This window comes from Pseudomonas sp. SDT291_1_S447 (genome assembly GCF_054070155.1).
This window is the reverse complement of sequence record NZ_JBSVXS010000115.1, coordinates 1-16,831: the sequence shown is the minus strand read 5'-3', so window position 1 is coordinate 16,831 and position 16,831 is coordinate 1. Positions and strand designations below refer to the sequence as shown.

6 protein-coding genes are annotated in these 16,831 nt (G+C 62.5%); 2 read left to right on the top strand and 4 right to left on the bottom strand.

Annotation, left to right across the window (positions count from 1 at the left end):
• Positions 1-115 precede the first annotated feature (115 nt).
• Together tssI and ACW9IR_RS24240 are read right to left on the bottom strand one after the other, a co-directional pair.
• Entirely contained in the window at positions 116-2,119 is a 2,004-nt protein-coding gene (gene tssI, locus ACW9IR_RS24245; protein ID WP_457465294.1) for a type VI secretion system tip protein TssI/VgrG, read from the bottom strand.
• A 211-nt stretch (positions 2,120-2,330) separates the two neighbouring features.
• Entirely contained in the window at positions 2,331-12,860 is a 10,530-nt protein-coding gene (locus ACW9IR_RS24240; RefSeq protein ID WP_457465293.1) for an autotransporter-associated beta strand repeat-containing protein, read from the bottom strand.
• A 510-nt stretch (positions 12,861-13,370) separates the two neighbouring features.
• Here ACW9IR_RS24240 and ACW9IR_RS24235 point away from each other — a divergent pair.
• Together ACW9IR_RS24235 and ACW9IR_RS24230 are read left to right on the top strand one after the other, a co-directional pair.
• On the top strand, positions 13,371-14,330 hold the full coding sequence (locus ACW9IR_RS24235; RefSeq protein ID WP_457465292.1) for a nucleoside-specific channel-forming protein Tsx: 960 nt from the start codon (positions 13,371-13,373) through the stop codon (positions 14,328-14,330).
• Positions 14,331-14,345: 15 nt separating this feature from the next.
• On the top strand, positions 14,346-15,368 hold the full coding sequence (locus tag ACW9IR_RS24230) for a purine-nucleoside phosphorylase (protein WP_457465291.1): 1,023 nt from the start codon (positions 14,346-14,348) through the stop codon (positions 15,366-15,368).
• Positions 15,369-15,491: 123 nt separating this feature from the next.
• On the opposite strand, the gene ACW9IR_RS24225 is transcribed toward ACW9IR_RS24230, so the two are convergent.
• A complete protein-coding gene (locus ACW9IR_RS24225; protein ID WP_457465290.1) occupies positions 15,492-16,448 on the bottom strand; it encodes a quinone oxidoreductase family protein in 957 nt (318 codons plus the stop codon).
• A 30-nt stretch (positions 16,449-16,478) separates the two neighbouring features.
• Positions 16,479-16,652, bottom strand: coding sequence for a DUF1427 family protein (locus ACW9IR_RS24220; RefSeq protein ID WP_007969534.1), 174 nt, complete (start codon positions 16,650-16,652; stop codon positions 16,479-16,481).
• Between the last annotated feature and the right edge of the window lie 179 nt (positions 16,653-16,831).

Sequence of the window (16,831 nt, the reverse complement as noted above, 5' to 3'; positions counted from 1 at the left end):
GTCGGGTTGAGCTGTTTCAACCGCTGCGGCAGATCGCTGATCGTCGCACCGTCCAGCAACAAAAAGGCCTGCTGCTCGCCCCAAGGCAAACCCTCGGGAAAGGAAGTCAACCCGCTCATGCTTGCGCGGCCTCGCAAATCTGGCAGCGCGCAGGGCGCTTCGAAACCAACGCCTGTCGCTGTTGAACCGGATCAAATACCACCGTCAACAACGGCACCGCCCCCGGCACCAACGGCTCTGCCGCCAGCCCGACCGCCGGCACACCGCCCTGAACAATCGGCACGCTGCTGAAAATCCCTTCCGGCCCCAGCGTCAACCAATGCCCACCGCACTGCAGCACCAGTTGCGTGCCGCCATCGATGACAACTTGCGCAGTGGCACCAAAATGCAGGTGCTGCGTAGCGCTGAGCCGCTGGCTGCTGACCCGGATATGGCGGTCGCCGTGTACCCACAGGTGATCGTCCTGCTTGAGTTCGGTCAGGCGATTGCCATGGGTCATATGGTGTTCGTCGCTGCGTAGCTCCTGGCTGCTGATACCACCAACGACCAGGGTGTGTTGATTGTCGACTTGCACGCGCTGGTCATTGAGCACCAGTTGCGCAAAGTCACGCTGGGCGCGGATGGCGATTTCTTCGGCGCCTTTGCGGTCTTCGATGCGCAGCTCGTTGTAGCCACCGCCGCCAGGACTGCTCTGGCTGCGCCAAATGCTGCGCGTCTGCTCTGCCGGGAGGTCCAGCGGCACCGGCGTCACTGCGTTGGGCAAGCAACCCAGCACGAACGGCTTGTCCGGATCGCCCTCGGTGAACCCGATCAGCACTTCCATGCCGACGCGTGGAGTCTGCACACTGCCGTATCGGTCATGAGCCCAGCTTGTGGCGACGCGTAGCCAGCAACTGGACTGTTCATTGAACTGGCCTTCGCGGTCCCATATCAGTTGGACTTTTACTCGCCCGTAGCGATCGTTGTAGATTTCTCTGTCGGGCGGACCGGTCACCACGGCATGCTGGTTGCCGGTCATGCGTGGTTTCGGATGCTTGAGTGCGGGTCGGAAAATCACCTCCCCCGGTGTTGCGACGAAGTGGTTGCGATACCCCTGCTTGAAGCCGTCGTCGGCAGCCGGGACGGTTAAAGACTCCTCCAGCACCTGCGGCTGCCGACCTAGATGCTCGACGCTGGTCAGCAACCATAATCCGTTGTAATCGTCGCGCGGGTGTTCACACATGTCGACGAAGCTGCCACTGCGCAGCAGGGTTTGTTCGCTGCGCCCGTGGCTCTGCCGGTAATCGGCACGATGGCGTTCAAGGGCTCGCTGGCTAAGGTGTTTGCCGCGATCACGGTGAGTGAACTGCCCGGGAAAAGCGTAATCCTCAAGCACTGGAAGCTGCGCTTCCTTGGCTTCGGCATCCAGTTGCACGTTGGGTTTTTCAAAGTGGTAATCACGGCGACTGACCTGCGTGGTGCGTGTTTCCAGGCGCACGTTGAAACGGTCGATCACTGCCGCGTCGGCAACCATGCCGCTGTCCTGTTTATAGGCCGTGGGCTGGGCTGGCGGGAGGAAAACGCTTTGATCGTCACCGAACACCAGCAGGTGCCCATCGCGGCGGTGCTGGAAATGAAAGTGAATGCCCTCTTCCTCGCACAAGCGCTGAATGAAGTGCAGGTCAGTCTCGGCGAACTGCACGCAATAGGTGCGAGGTTGATAGTCGGCACTGAGTTGGAAGCGCCAGGCATCCGCTTGCATGCCGTGGTCACTCAACACCCGGGCGACCATTTGCGGCACGCTCTGTTGCTGGAAGATTCGCTGGTTGTGTCGATGCGCCAGATAGGCCAGATGCGGCACCAGCGTGATCTGGTAGCGGGTCAGGCGTTTGCCCGAGTCGCCTTGGGCAACTCGATAAACCTGCCCATGCAGGCCGGCGCCGTCGGCACTGAAACAGAGGAAGGCGGGACGGTGCAGCAAGGATTCAAGATCAAGGTCGGGGCGCTCGCTGACCAGTTCCAGTTCGACCTCATAAGTTCGGTTGAGCGCCTCCTTCGCGCTGAATTCGTATACCTGGAGATCATGGGAAAAACCTTCGATATCGAGTCTGAACATCACGGACTTGCCAGCAGTCAGCATCCACATTTCCCTGTGTCTGTTTAAGGCTCGGGACTGTGGGGGGCGACGGCTGAACTGGTGAAGTCAGATGATTCGATGTTTGACGTAGGTTCTTTCCGATTGGGGATAAATGGTCGACCTCAGGCCGGATTTCCTACAGGCATGACCGCGACTTTTTGCCCGTGCAAAAAAAACCGCCCTTACGGGCGGCTAAAAGTGCTTCGACCCTAAATCAGAAGCCAAGGCTGAAGCTGATGGTCATCGCATGGTCGTTGCTGTCGTTCGACAGTTGCCCCGAGTAGCCGACGCCGAGTTTGCCGGTCGGACTGATCTGGAAGTCGACACCCGCTTCAACAATCGCGCTGTCCTTGGCGATCGGCACGCCCTGTGTGCTGAACGAGGCGCCGCCGTCGATGAAGGTCAGATCAGCATCAGGCTTGGTATCACCAAAGGCATGGCGCCAGCCGAGCGCCGCGCGCGGGGTGAATTGCCCGCCGTTGGCCAGGGTGATGACTTTGCCGGCACGCACACCGAGGGTCGAGAAGGTGATGTCTTGATCGGCATCGGCCTCCAGGCGCCCTACTCCGCCTTTTTCCTTGGCTTTGTCGGTGTCGTAGTTGACGTAGGCCAGACCGGCGAACGGCTCAAGGGCAATCCCGGCGGCATCGATGGCGTAACCGACTTCACCGAACACCTGGGCGCTGCGTGCGTCGTAGTTGGCTTTCAAGCGGTCGTTGTAGCTGCCGACGCTGACGTTGCGTTTGGTCTCGATGTCGTGCCAGCTATAAGCCGCGCCGAGGCGCACTGCAAGGGCGTCGAACTGCGAATTGAGGTACGCCGCCAGGTGGTAGCTTTCGACGGTGGCATCCGAGCGACGATCATGGGCATCGAGGTCGCTGCGGGTGTAGCCGGCGGCCATGCCCACGCGCCACTGATCATCGAGTTGCTTGTCGGTGCCGAGCATGAAGCCACTGAGGTTACGGTCGAGTTTGGCGGCGTTGCTGTCACCATCCGACTCGCCCCACGCACCAAGTGCACGGGCCCAGCCGACCATTTCACCGTGGCAACCATTACTGCTCAGTTGGTTGCCACTTGGCGCCAAGGCACGGCGTGGATCGTCCGCCGCGCTGCATGACGGTTGGCGCATACGGTCGTTGACCGCGTCACGCACGTAGCGCGAATCCTCGAGGATGGCGCTGGCGGTGCTGGCGTGGATCTCACCGGACAGACTGTCGAAGGCATTACGCGCACCGGCGACACTGAGGTTGACGATCTCGTTCTGCAACGCCGCGCCCGCCGGGCCGTTGTTCGACAGCGCGGTGGCGGTGCGGAACTGGTTGTCGGTGGCGGCGACATCGGCGAACGAATTGCCATTGCGGCTGACCACCAGGTTCACCGAGTTGGCGTCATACACCAGGGCGCTGTTGAGGAACGCGTATTGCGGCAGGTCCGCAGCGCTGAAGGTGCCGTTCACCCCACCACCCGCCGTGATCAGCGAATACGTGGTGTTGCCGGTGAACGGTGCCAGGGAATTCACTTGCAGCCCGCCACCCAGCGTTGCCGTGCCGCCGACTGCCAGTGGCGTTGCGGTGGGTGCGCTGACCGTCAGCGCCAGCACACCGTCGGAGGCGTTGGTCAGGTTACCGGCGACGCTCAGGGTTCCGGCTTCGGACCCCGAAGCGACAACGCCATGGTTGACCACGGAACCGACGCTGCCATTACCGCTCAGCCCTGCACCATTGGCCACGGTGACCTGACCGCCCAACGACGCCCGAGCCAAGGGTCTGCCGATTTGCAGCACACCTTGGTCGACCGATACGGTGCCGCTGAATGGGTTATCACCGGTCAACAGCAAGGTACCGGCGCCACGTTTGGCCATCGCCCCGAGACCGCTGAGGACCCCGTTGAACAGACCATTGACGTTTTGTTGGAACACCAGCGAAGCGTTGTTGAGAATGTTGCCCTGCAGGCTGGTGGTATTACCGATCAACGTACCGCCGCTGACGGTGGTGCCACCGCTGTAGGTGTTGGCACCGCTCAATACCAGCGTGCCGGCATCAAGCTTTTCGATACCACCCGTGCCCACCAGCGTCGCGGAAATTTCCGCACTTCCCCCGGCATTGACCCGCACCGGTGCAAGGCTGCCGTCGGCGCCATTGACCGGCGTCAACGTCCCGCCAGCCCCCGGAACCAGGCTGTAGCCGCCGGAGAGGAATTGCAGACCGGTGAAGTTCTGATTGCCCTGCACGGTCACAGTACCCGCCTGGCCACCGAACACCGCGAACTGACCATTTGATGCCAGGGCCTGAGTACCGCTCGGATCGGTCCAGTTGGTGCCCGGCCCCCACACGCCGCTGCCACCACCGATGCTGCCGTCCGGATTGGTGGTGCCACCGTTCCAGAACTGCACCTCACCCGGCGTGCCTTGCACCAGCAAGTTGATCTGATTGGCGATAGCCGTTTGCAGGGTCAGATTGGCCGCCGACACCGGCAGGCTGCCATATACCAGACCGTTGTCGGTCAGGCTGCCGCCGTAGCTGAACAGTTGATAAACCCCAGTGCCGAAACCGCCGGCATTGCTGATGTTCAGCGTACCGTCGAGGGTCAGGTTGCCGGCAACATTGACTACGGTGGTCGAACTGGCCGCCGAGCCGAGGCTGAAGTCCAGATTGGTCCCCGACGACAATGCCAGCGAACCGACTGACAACGGCGTTGCCGTACCGCCACCCAGCAGCGTCGCACCGCTGGCCAGTTGCACAGCACCACCAAACTGGCCGCCACCGCCGATGCCGGCACCGCTGGCAACGTCGACATTGACGCTGTTGAGCACGCCGTTGACGATCAGGTTGCCCGCCTGCACCGAGGTGTTGCCGGTGAAGGTATTGTTGCCGGCCAGCAGCAGATCACCCGAGCCGGTTTTGTTCAGCGTACCGGCGCCGGTGAGATTGCCGGTGTAACTGCCATCGGCGTTTTGCTCGAAGGTCAGCGTTGCGTTGTTGACGATCGCCCCTTGCAGGCTGCTGGTGTCACCGCGCGTCGTGCCGCTGTTCAACGTGGTGCCACCGCTGTAGGTGTTGGCACCACTGAGGACGAGATCGCCGCTACCGTTTTTCAGCAGACTTCCGGTGCCGGTCACAGCACCGATCAGCGTGGTGTTCTGATTGCCGGCGAGGGTCAGTTGCGCGCCAAGGTTGACGGCGTTGGCCAGTTGCAGCGCCGAGGTGCTGTCGAGTGTGCCGTCACCGGTCACGTTAAGCGCACCGCTGCTGAGTGCACTGTTGTTGCCAAGAACCAGCGTACCGCCGGCGAGCTGAGTGCCGCCGCTGTAAGTGTTGCTGCCGTTGAGGGTCAGGCTCGATGCGCCGGCCTTGATGATGCTGCCGCTGCCACTGACCACGCCGTCGAGGGTCAGGGCGTTGGAACCGGCAACGGTCAAACCACCGTTGACGACCACGTCGTTACCCAAGGTCACGGCTGCATTACTGTCCAGCGCCGTGCCGTCAGCAGCGGTCAACGCACCCGTGCCAAGCGCCGCATTGTTACCGACCACGATCTTGCCGCCATTGAGCGCCGTGCCACCGGTGTAACCGTTGGCCGCGTTGAGCACCAGCGTACCCGTGTCGTATTTGCCCAATGTGCCGCTGCCGTTGAGTGCAACACCAATGGTCGCAGTGGCATTGGGATCAACACGCACCGTGGCATTGCCCAGCGAACCATTGACCAGATTCAACGAGCCCGCCGTGCCATTCACCAGGCTGTAGCCATCGGTGACGAACTGCATGCCAGTGATGGTTTGCGCACCATTGACGGTCACCGTGCCGGCCGCCCCCTGGAACACCGCAAAGCTGCTGGTCCAGGCTTGGTTTGTGGTGCCGTTGACGTCGGTCCAGTTGGTGGTGCCGGTGCCCCAGGTGCCGCTGCCGCCTTCGACCGAACCGTTGGCCACCAGTTGGTTGCCGTCCCAGAACTGCACGGTGACGCCCGGTGCGGTGACCAGCAGGTTGATCTGATTGGCCAGTGCGGTTTGCAGGGTCAGATCGCCAGGGCTGACGCTGCCCGGCAGTGTGCCGAAGAGCATGCCGTTGTCGGTCAGGCCGCCGGTGTAGTCGATCAGGCGATAGACGCCGCTGCCAAAACCACCGATGTCACTGACGTTGAGGGTGCCGTCGAGGGTCAGGTTGCCGCCGACATTGACCAGCGCATTGCCGCCACCGGACACCGGTGTGCCGAGGCCGACGTCGAAGTTTGAATTGCCGTTGAACAGCAGCGAACTGACGCTCAGCGTACTGCCGGTGACGCCCGCCAGATGCCCGCCATCGGCCACCGTCACGGCACCGCTCAACGTGCCGCTGCCACCGAGGGTGCCGCCGCTGTTGACCAGCACATTGCCGCTGGCCAGTGAGCCGTTGACCTGCAAGGTGCCGGCGTTGACGTTGGTGTCGCCGGTCAGGTCGCTGATGCCGCTGAGGGTCAGGGTGCCGCTGCCGAGTTTGCTCAGGCTGCCGTCACCGCTGAGGATGCCGGCGAAGGTGCTGCTGACGTTGTTGCCGCCCAGGCTCAACGTATTGCCAGTGCCAATCAGCGCCGTGCCGCTGCCTGTCAGGCTGGCGAGGCTGCCGGAAGCACCGAGATTAAGCGCCGCGCCACCCGCGAGATTGACCGTCGCGTTGTTGCCCAGCGCCGCGCCACTCAGCGTGGTCAGGCTGCCGGACGCCACATCGAAGGTGCCGCTGAAGGTGTTGTTGCCGCTCAGGGTCACGTCGGCCAGACCATTTTTGGTCAACGTGCCGGCGCCAGCGATCACACCGCCAAGGGTCAGATTATTGTTACCGGCCAAGGCCAGATTGGCATTGACGTTGAGGTTGAGGTTGTTAGCCAGCACCAGTGGCGCGGAATTGTCGAGGGTGGAAGCACCGCCCACGGTCAGCGCGCCGCTGCCCAGAGACGCGCCCGTACCGAGGGTCAGCGTGCCGGCATTCAGCGTGGTACCGCCGGTGAAGGTGTTGATGCCGTTGAGTGTCAGGTTCGACGCGCCGTCCTTGATCAAGCCACCCGCGCCGCTGACGACGCCGGCGAGGGTCAGGTTGTTGCTGCCGGTGTTGCTCAGATTGGCGTTGAGCACGACGTTGTTGCCCAGACTCAGCGCGCTGTTGCTGTCCAGCGCCGAGGCGCCGGCTACGGTGAGGTTGCCCAGACCCAGCGCCGAGTTGCTGCCGGCGGTCAGTGTGCCGGCGTTGAGGGTGGTGCCGCCGAGGAAATTGTTGTTGCCGCTGAGGGTCAGGTTGGCGGCGCCGTTTTTGCTCAGGCTGCCGGCACCGTTGACCGTACCGGCCAGGGTCAGATCCGCCGTGCCGCCGATGCCGAGGTTGCCGGCCAGGTTGACCGCGTTGTTTATCGAAACCGCCGTGCTCGCATCCAGCGTGGTGCCGCCCGCCGCATTCAAAGTGCCCGAACCCAGGGCCGAGTTCGACGCCAGAATCAGTCCGCCGGCATTCAGTGCTACCGGCCCGAGGAAGGCGTTGTTGCCGCCGAGGGTCAGGTTCGCCGTGCCGGTTTTGATCAGGCCACCCGTGCCGCCAATCACGCCGTTGAGGGTCAGTGCATTGCTGCCGACCACGGTGAGGTTGCCGTTGAGCGTCGCGGCGTTGGCCAGTGTCACCGCCGCGCTGCTGTCCAGCTGCGTGCCGGCATTCGCCGTCAACGTACCGGTACCGAGCGCGGTGTTGCTGCCGACGATGATCTTGCCGCCGTCCAGTTGCGTGCCGCCGGTATAGGTGTTGGCACCACCGAGCACCAGGGTGCCGGCGTCGAGTTTATTGAGGATGCCGCTGCCATCGATATTGGCATTGATGGTCGCCGTCACGCCCGGATCGACGCGCAACGAAGTGGTGCCGCCGGTGCCGTTGACCGCTGTGAGTTGCCCCGCTGCACCGTTGACCAGGTTGTAACCGTCGGTGAGGAATTGCATGCCGGTGAACGCTTGCGTGCCGTTCACCGTCACCGTGCCGGCGGTGCCCTGGAACACCGCAAAATCACCCGCCCACGGCTGGTTGACCAAGCCATTGGCGTCGGTCCAGTTGGTGCCGACCGCATTCCACGTGCCGCTACCGCCATCGACCACACCATTGGCAATGGTCTGGCTGCCGTCCCAGTAACGGATGTTGCTGTTCGGCGCGGAGACTTGAATGTTGATCTGATTGGCCACGCCGGTCTGCACCAGCAGATCGCCGAGGCTGTAGCCGACCGGCACGCTGGCAACGTCCAGACCGAGATTGGTCAGGGCGCCGGTGTAGTTGAACAGGCGATACACGCCGACACCGAAACCGCCGGCATCGGTGACGTTGAGATTGCCGTCGAGGGTGAGGTTGCCGCCGACGTTCATCAGCGACGCGGTCGACGGTGTGCCCAGTGCCACATCAACGTTGCTGCCGGCGCCGAGAGTCAGAGCACTCGCCGACAAGGTGTTGCCCGACGACAACGCCAGATGCCCACCGTTGTTGATGTTGACCGCGCCGAGCGCCGAGCCAGTACCGGTCAGGGTGCCACCGGTATTGACGTTGACTTGCGCACTGCCCAGCGAACCACTGAGATTCACGATACCGCCATCGATCGCGGTGTTGCCGGTAATGCCGTTGATCCCGGTGAGGTTCAAGGTGCCGGTGCCGACTTTGACCAGACCGCCGCTGCCGCTGAGATCACCGTCGAAGGTGCTGGTGACGTTGCCGCTGCCGACGGTCAGCAGGTTACTGCCGGTGAGTTGCACACTGCCGCTGCCGGTCAGTGCGCCGAGGCTGGCATCGCTGCCCAGATTCAGCCCGGCGCCGGCGCTGATGTTGACCCCGGAAGTGCTGCCCAGCGCATTGCTGTTGAGGGTGGTGACGCTGCCCGAGACGATGTTTAGCGCGCCGGTAAAGGTGTTGCTGCCAGCGAGGGTCAGATCCGACAGACCGTTTTTGGTCAGGCTGCCAGCGCCGTCGATGATGCCGTTCAAACTCAAATCGTTGTTGCCGGCAACGGTCAGGCCGGCGTTGAGTGTGATCGCATTACCGATGCCGAACGAGGCGCTGTTATCCAGCGTCGCCGCACCGCCGACGATCAATGCGCCGCTACCCAGACCGTTGGCATTGCCAAGGGTCAGCGTGCCGGCGTTGAGCGTAGTGCCGCCGCTGAAGGTGTTATTGCCGTTGAGAGTCAGGTTGGCCGCGCCGTCCTTGGTCAACTGGCCGGTGCCACTGGTGACGCCGCCAAGGGTGAGGTTTTGCGTGCCACCCACGGTCAGCGCCGCATTGAGGGTGACGGCGTTGTTGAGGCTGACCAGCGGCGAGTTGCTGTCGAGCGTTGCCGCGCCAGCAACGGTCAGCGCACCGGAGCCCAATGCAGAACTGTTGCCGACGGTCAGAGTGCCGGCATTCAGCGTGGTGCCACCGAGGTAGTTGTTGGCGGCGTTGAGAATCAGATTGGCCGCGCCGTCCTTCACCAGACTGCCTGCGCCGCTGACCAGACCGGTCAGGGTGATATTCGCCGTGCCGCCGATGTTCAAGGCACCGGCAAGTGCCACGGCATTGTTCAGGCTGACGGCGGTGTTGGCGTCCAGCGTGGTGTTGGCCGCCGCGTTCAATGTGCCGGAACCCAGCGCAGTGTTGCTGCCGACAATCAGTTTGCCGGTGTTCAACGCGGTGTTGCCAAAATAAGTGTTGGCGCCATTGAGGGTCAGGTCGGCAGCGCCGTTCTTGGTCAGTCCACCGATACCGGCGACTACGCCGCCGAGGGTCAGCGCATTGCTGCCACCCAAGGTCAGGGTGCCGCCGAGGTTGACGTTATTGGCCAGCGTTGCCGCAGTGCTGGCATCAAGGGTGGTGCCGTTCGAGGCGTTCAGTGTGCCGGTGCCGAGTGCGGTATTGGAGCCGACAATCAGTGAACCGGCATTCAGCGCCGTGGTGCCGGTGTAGGTGTTGTTGCCGTTGAGAGTCAGGCTCGATGCGCCGGTCTTGATCAAACCGTTGCTGCCACTGATCACGCCGCCAAGGGTCAGTGCGTTGGCGCCGCCAGCGGTGAGGTTGGCGTTGAGAATCACGTTGTTGTTCAGGGTCACGGCCGAACTGCTGTTGAGCGTGCCCGCACCTTCCACCGACAACGCGCCGGTGCCCAGTGCTGCGCCGTTGCCGACCGTCAGGCTGCCGGCATTCAGCGTGGTGCCGCCGCTGTAGGTGTTAGTGCCGTTGAGCGTGAGATTGGCCGCGCCGTTTTTCACCAGTTGGCTGGCGCCGCTGATCACCCCGCCGAGGGTCAGCGCGTTGCTGCCGCCAATGCCCAGGCTGTTGTTGAGAATGACCGCGTTGTTGAGGGTCACCGCCGCATTGCTGTCGAGGGTCGCCACGCCGCCAACGGTGATGTTGCCGCTGCCGAGCGCCGCGTTGGCGCCCGCGGTGATCGTGCCCGCGTTCAACGCGACCGCACCGAGGAAGGTGTTGGTGCCGTTGAGAATCAGATTGGCCGCGCCGTTTTTGGTCAGCCCGCCGCTGCCGCTGACAATCCCGCCGAGGGTCAGGTTGGCGCTGCCGCCGACATTGAGGTTGCCGCCGAGTGAGACCGCGTTGGTCAGCGCCACTGCCGTGCTGGCATCCAGCGTAGTGCCGGCCGCCGTGGTCAAGGCGCCAGTGCCCAGCGCGGTGTTGGAACCGACAATCAGCGTGCCGGCATTCAGCGCGGTGCCGCCGGAGAAAGTGTTGTTGCCGCTGAGGCTGAGGTTCGCGGTGCCGTTTTTGATCAGGTTGCCGGCGCCACTGACGACACCACTCAGGCCCAATGCCTGCGTGCCGCCAAGGGTCAGATCGCCTGCCAGCGCGACGGCGTTGGCCAGGGTCACCGCCGTGGTCGCATCCAGCGTGGTGCCCGCCGCCGCATTCAGCGCGCCGGTCCCCAGCGCGGTGTTGCTGCCGACGAACAGGCTGCCGGCATTGAGCAGCGTGTTGCCACTGTTGGTGTTGTTGCCGGTCAACGTCAGGCTGGCACTGCCGGATTTGGTAATCCCGCCAGTTCCGGACAACACGCCGCCGAGGCTCAGCGCATTGCTGCCGAGCACGTTGAGCGCGCCGGTCATCGCGATGTTGTTGGCCAGAGTGACGTTGGCGGTGCTGTCGAGACTGGTACCGGCGGCCGTATTCAGCGCACCGCTGCCGAGCGAGTTGTTATTGGTCACCAGCAGGCTACCGGCGCTCAGGGTGGTGGTGCCGGTGAACCCGCTGTTGACGCCGCTGACGGTCAGGCTGCCGCTGCCGGTTTTGGTCAGGCCGCTGCTGCCGCTGATCAAACCGCCGAGGGTCAGTGCGCCAGTGCCGCCGGCGGTCAAGGTGCCGCCGAGGCTGATGGCGTTGGCCAGGCTGATGGTGCCCGGTGCGCTCAACGTCGTCGCGCCGGTGACGTTGAGGGTGCCAGTACTGAACGCCTGATTGTTGCCCAACTGCACCGTGCCGCCATTGAGCGTGGTATTGCCCAAATAGGTGTTGGCGGCGCTGAGATTAAGCTGGCCTGTACCGGCCTTGGTGAAACCGCCGCTGCCGGAAATCACCCCGCTCAGGGTGGTCGCGTTGGTGCCTTGCACCGTCACGCCACCAGCGCCGAGGGAAATCAGATTGCTGATGTTCAACCCGGCATTGCTGGCCTGCAGAGTCCCGCCGTTGGAGGTGATTACGCCGCTGCCGAAGGTGGCGTTGTTGTTGAAATTCGCGACACCGCCGTTGAGCGTGGTCGCGCCGCTGACCAATGGCCCCTGCAAGGTCCAGGTGCCGCTGTTGAGGGTCAGGTTGTTGAAGTTGACGTAGGTCGCGCTCGATGCCGTGCCAGTCCCGGTGATACCGCCGCCGACGCCAACCGGGTTTTGCAGGATCAGGCTGTTGGTGCCGCCCGCACCGCCATCCACCGTACCGGTCGGGGCGAAGGTCAGGTTGATGCCGATCAAACCGCCGAGGCCGACGCTGATCTGTACACCGTCACCGACATTGACGCTGGAACCGGTCACCGCGGTGAAGGTGTTGGTGCTCGCCGCGCCCATCGACACGCCGCCGGTGATCGCACCGGCGTTGGTGAAGGTGTTGCCCGCCGCCGAGGTTTCGAAGGCGATCCGGCCGTTGATCACACCGGTGCTGCTGTTGGTCATGTTGACCTGCGAACCACCGTAAACGCCGATCACCGGGGTATCCGCCAACGTGATTCCGCCGATCGAGAGTCCGGTCGAGGTGATGGTGCCGTTGTTGGTGATGCTGGTGGTGCCGGTTGCCGCGTTGTTAACCGAAAGGGCCAGGCCGTCGATGCTGGTCAGGTTGAGCCCGAGCAGCATGCCCGTACCACGGATGATCCCGCTGGCGTTGTTGAGCACACTGACCGTGCTCGTTGCACCGGTGCCGATGAACGCGCCGCCGCTCAACACCGAGACCAGGCCAAGCAACGCCGGGTCAATCGTGCCGGAGTTGTTCAGGGAGATGTTCACCCCGGTCAGGTCCATTACGTGGCCGCCGAGGGTCGCGTTCATCTGCGCCCCGCTGTTGACGTTGACCGTCAAACCACTGGTGGCACTGGAAAAGTTGTTGAGAAACAGCGGCAGGCTCGGCACGCCGGTACAGGTCACCGTTGAACCCGCCGTGGAGCACGTGGCCAACGCAGGTGCGCTGACGCCGCCGAACAACAGCCCGGCGACACTCAGATGCACAGCAAGGGAAAGAGGGGAAAAGCGCGAAACGAGGGCGACACCAAACCTTGCTTCCACGGGCTACTCCTTGTCGTGGCCAATTTCTTCCTTGAGCGCGCGAAGAGCCGTGCTTATTCCACACGCGAATCAAGACTGCGACGGTCATCACAAAACCGCGTTATTGGGGACAAAGCTAGTAGACGCCCGGCAATGGGGCACGGATTAAATGGTGTTAATACTTTAATACTAGAGAGGTCTGGAATCAGTGTTTCGGCCCGTATCCATGGGTCTTCAGCCTGTCGCAGAACCTGTAGGAGTGAGCCTGCTCGCGATAGCGGAGTGTCCGTTAACGGATACTTTTCTGACACACCGTCATCGCGAGCAGGCGAAGGCCTACAGGGGTTTGCGGTGATCAGGCATACCTGATCAGTCCGTCAGTTAAATTTGCGAATTCATCGATATTTCATGGCATTGAGAAAACTGGTACGCCTTGTGCAAACGTTTGCGTAACGTCAATACCAACGTTTTCGTAACAAAACCGTACAAGCCCACGGAACACGGGCCTTGATCTGTAAAAAAGGACTTTGAATGCCCATCGCACGCCCTTTTCGCGCACCTTTCTCGTGCACGTTTGCTGTTTCCTTGCTACTGACCGGCGTTACCGGACTTCTCAGCCACAGCGTTCTGGCGCAACCGGCGCCAGCCGAAGAATCCGCCCAAGGCGAAGCCCTCAGCCCCGAAGCCAGCCCGCCGAAAAAAGGCGCCTACCTGTCGGACTGGTACAACCAGGACCTGATGCTGATCGGCAGCAAAGACATCAGCTTCGGCCCGCAACCGGCCGACGACATCTATCTGGAATACGAGTACTTCGGCCGCAAAGGCCCGTTCGAACTGTACGGCTATGTCGACATCCCGAAGATCTTCAACATCGGCAACAGCCACGATAAAGGCGTGTGGGATCACGGCTCGCCGGTGTTCATGGAGCACGAACCGCGCATCTCCATTGATTACCTCGCCGGCCGCAGCCTGGCCATCGGCCCGTTCAAGGAATGGTATGTAGCGTTCGACTGGATCTACGACCACGGCAGCCGCAAAGAGAACCGCGCCAACACCCTTTACAGCGGTTTCGGCACCGACATCGACACGCACTCGCGGGTCAATCTGTCGGCCAACCTGTACGGTCGCTATCAGTGGGAAAACTACGGCGCGAGCAACGAATATTCGTGGGACGGCTATCGCGCGCAACTGAAGTACATCGTGCCGATCGACAAATTCAGCAACGGCGCATCGCTGACTTACATCGGCTTCACCAACTTCGATTTCGGCTCGGACATCCACAAGGACAACCCGGCGCGCACGGCCAACGCAACAGTGGCGACCAACGTCTTGCTCTACTCGTTCACCCACTTGCGCTTCACCCTGGTCGGCCGTTACTTCCACAACGGCGGCAACTGGGAGGACGGCAGCGAGCTGAATTTTGGCGACGGCAATTTCCGCGCGCGTTCCAACGGCTGGGGTTACTACGCCGGTGTCGGTTATCAATTCTGAATCGAGGAGTTTTCCATGCAAGCAATGATGCGTTTGACCCTGGCTGGTGCGGCCCTGCTCTCTTCCACCGCATGGGCGGCGGAAGCACCGATGCAACCGAAAGTTGTACTGATCACGATGTTCGCCCCCGAGGCGCAGCACTGGATCGACCGTCTGGAACTGAAACAGGAAATCCGCGTGGCGGGCCTGTCCGCCGAGTACCCGAGCATCCGCTGCAACGCGCAGCAGGTGTGCCTGTTGACCACCGGCATGGGGCAGACCAACGCCGCCGCCTCAACGCTGGCATTGGCCTTGTCGCCGAAATTCGACCTGCGCAAAAGCTACTTCCTGATCGCCGGCATTGCCGGGATCAGCCCGAAACACGGGACTATCGGCACCGCCGCATGGGCGCATTATCTGGTGGAGTTCGGCACGCAATGGGAGATCGATTCGCGTGATGCGCCGTCGACCTGGCCGACCGGCTACTTGGGCATCAACACCAAAGGCCCGGACGAAAAACCGCCGCTGGACTACAAGACCGAAGTCTTTGAACTCAACCCGAAACTGCAGGCCAAGGCGTTCGCCCTGAGCCACAAGGTCGAGCTGAGCGAAAGCAAGGAGTCCGCCGCGTGGCGCCTGAAATACCCGGCGGCCCCGGCCAACCAGCCACCGGTTGTCACCCGCTGCGACACGCTGGCCGGCAACACCTGGTTTTCCGGCACGCGCCTGAGCGAACGGGCCGAGGTCTGGACCAAACTACTGACCGACAACAAGGGCGAATACTGTACGACGCAGCAGGAAGACAACTCGACCTATGAGGCGTTGCTGCGTGCCGGTCGTGAAGGTCTGGTCGATGTGCAACGTCTGGCCGTGGTGCGTGCCGGCTCCGACTTTGACCGCCCTGAACCGGGCGGCAGTGAAGTGGACAACCTGCTCAAGTACGCCGATCAGGGCGGTTTTGTGCCGGCGCTGGAAAACCTCTATCGCGCAGGTAATCCGCTGGTGCAGGACATCCTGAAGAACTGGTCGGCATGGGAAAACGGCGTCCCGCAAACCTAAGCCCAACACCCATCTAATGTAGGAGTGAGCCTGCTCGCGATAGCGGTGTGTCAGTTTAATCATGAGTGACTGATACACCGCTATCGCGAGCAGGCGCACTCCTACACGGGGTTTTGCGGTGGGTCAGGGAATGAGGATGACTTTGTCACCGCTGCCCTGATTGACGTCGGCGTAGCGCGCGAGACCATCAGCCAACGGCACCTCGACCAACCCTTGCGGCAACGGCAGCGAGCCTTCATCGAAGAACCGCCCGAACTGCTCCAGCATCGCCGCACACGCTTCAACTCCATACAACAACGAATTGATCCCGACCACCGAGCCACCCTTGCGATACAGGGCCAGTGCCGGCAGTTGCACATGCCCGTCCACCGGCGCGGCGATGATCGCGATCCGGCCGAAGCTAGCCAATGCCGCCACCGACGCTGGCAACCAGAAACCGGTGGTGTCGAAGATCACATCGGCGCCGCCGCGATACACCGCATTGACTTGCGCACCGAGGTCTTCGGGTTTATCCAGCTGAATCGTCTGATAGCCCTGCGCTTGCAGCTCCACCACTTGCTCCGGGCGCCGCGCCGCTGCCAGCAACTGCGCGCCACGCACTTTTGCCAGAGCCAAAGCCGCCGTGGCCACCGCACCCCCACCGATCACCAGCAAACGTGTTTCAGCCGTTACCAGACTGCGTTCCAAAGCATCCCACGCCGTCGTGTACGGCACGCCGAGGCTGGCGGCCTGAGTAAAACTCAGGTGCGACGGTTTGTGTGCGACGCCGTTGGCCGGCAGTTTGACGAACCCGGCGTGGGTGCCATCGGCGAAAAACCCCAGCTCACGACCGGTGCCCCAGACCTCCTGACCGATCAACGCCTGCGGGCCTTCGACGACGACACCAGCGAAATCGCGACCGGGAATTCGCGGCAGCGTGGTGTAGGGAAAACGGCCGAGGACGTTTTTCACATCGCTGGGATTCAGGCCGGCAGCCTTGATCTGTACCAGCACTTCGTCAGCGCCGGGTACCGGGGTCGGCACCTCGACATAGCGCAAGGAAGACAGGTCGCCGGTTTTATCGAATTGCAGTGCTTTCATGGGGACATCCACCAAAGGAAAAGAGGAAATTCAGGACAACCAACCCGCGACCAGCTGTCGGCCCATCGGCCACAACTGTTCACCGGCCAACATGCCGAGCAAACCCACCAACGCGATGGCCGGTGGCGCGGGAGAACGGAAATCCAGCGCGCCGTACAACAGGCCGACGCCCAGACCGATGGCCAGCGAAATCAGGTAGTTCATGGGGAGGAACTCCGCCGTTTGAAGGGAATGGGCAGAGTCTAGGGAATCGGCGGGGATGGCATCGGCCAAGGACTTCTGAATTTCGGACAAGTATCAGATGCACACCACAGCCCCCTGTGGGAGCGAGCTTGCTCGCGAAAGCGGTGTGTCAGTCCACTCCCCATTCACTGGTACACCGC

What these genes read in the sequence shown, in the direction of transcription:
- ACW9IR_RS24235 (WP_457465292.1), top strand. Translation starts at nt 13,371, where the DNA reads ATGCCCATCGCACGCCCTTTTCGCGCACCTTTCTCGTGCACGTTTGCT.
- tssI (WP_457465294.1), bottom strand. Translation starts at nt 2,119, where the DNA reads ATGCTGACTGCTGGCAAGTCCGTGATGTTCAGACTCGATATCGAAGGT.
- ACW9IR_RS24220 (WP_007969534.1), bottom strand. Translation starts at nt 16,652, where the DNA reads ATGAACTACCTGATTTCGCTGGCCATCGGTCTGGGCGTCGGCCTGTTG.
- ACW9IR_RS24230 (WP_457465291.1), top strand. Translation starts at nt 14,346, where the DNA reads ATGCAAGCAATGATGCGTTTGACCCTGGCTGGTGCGGCCCTGCTCTCT.
- ACW9IR_RS24225 (WP_457465290.1), bottom strand. Translation starts at nt 16,448, where the DNA reads ATGAAAGCACTGCAATTCGATAAAACCGGCGACCTGTCTTCCTTGCGC.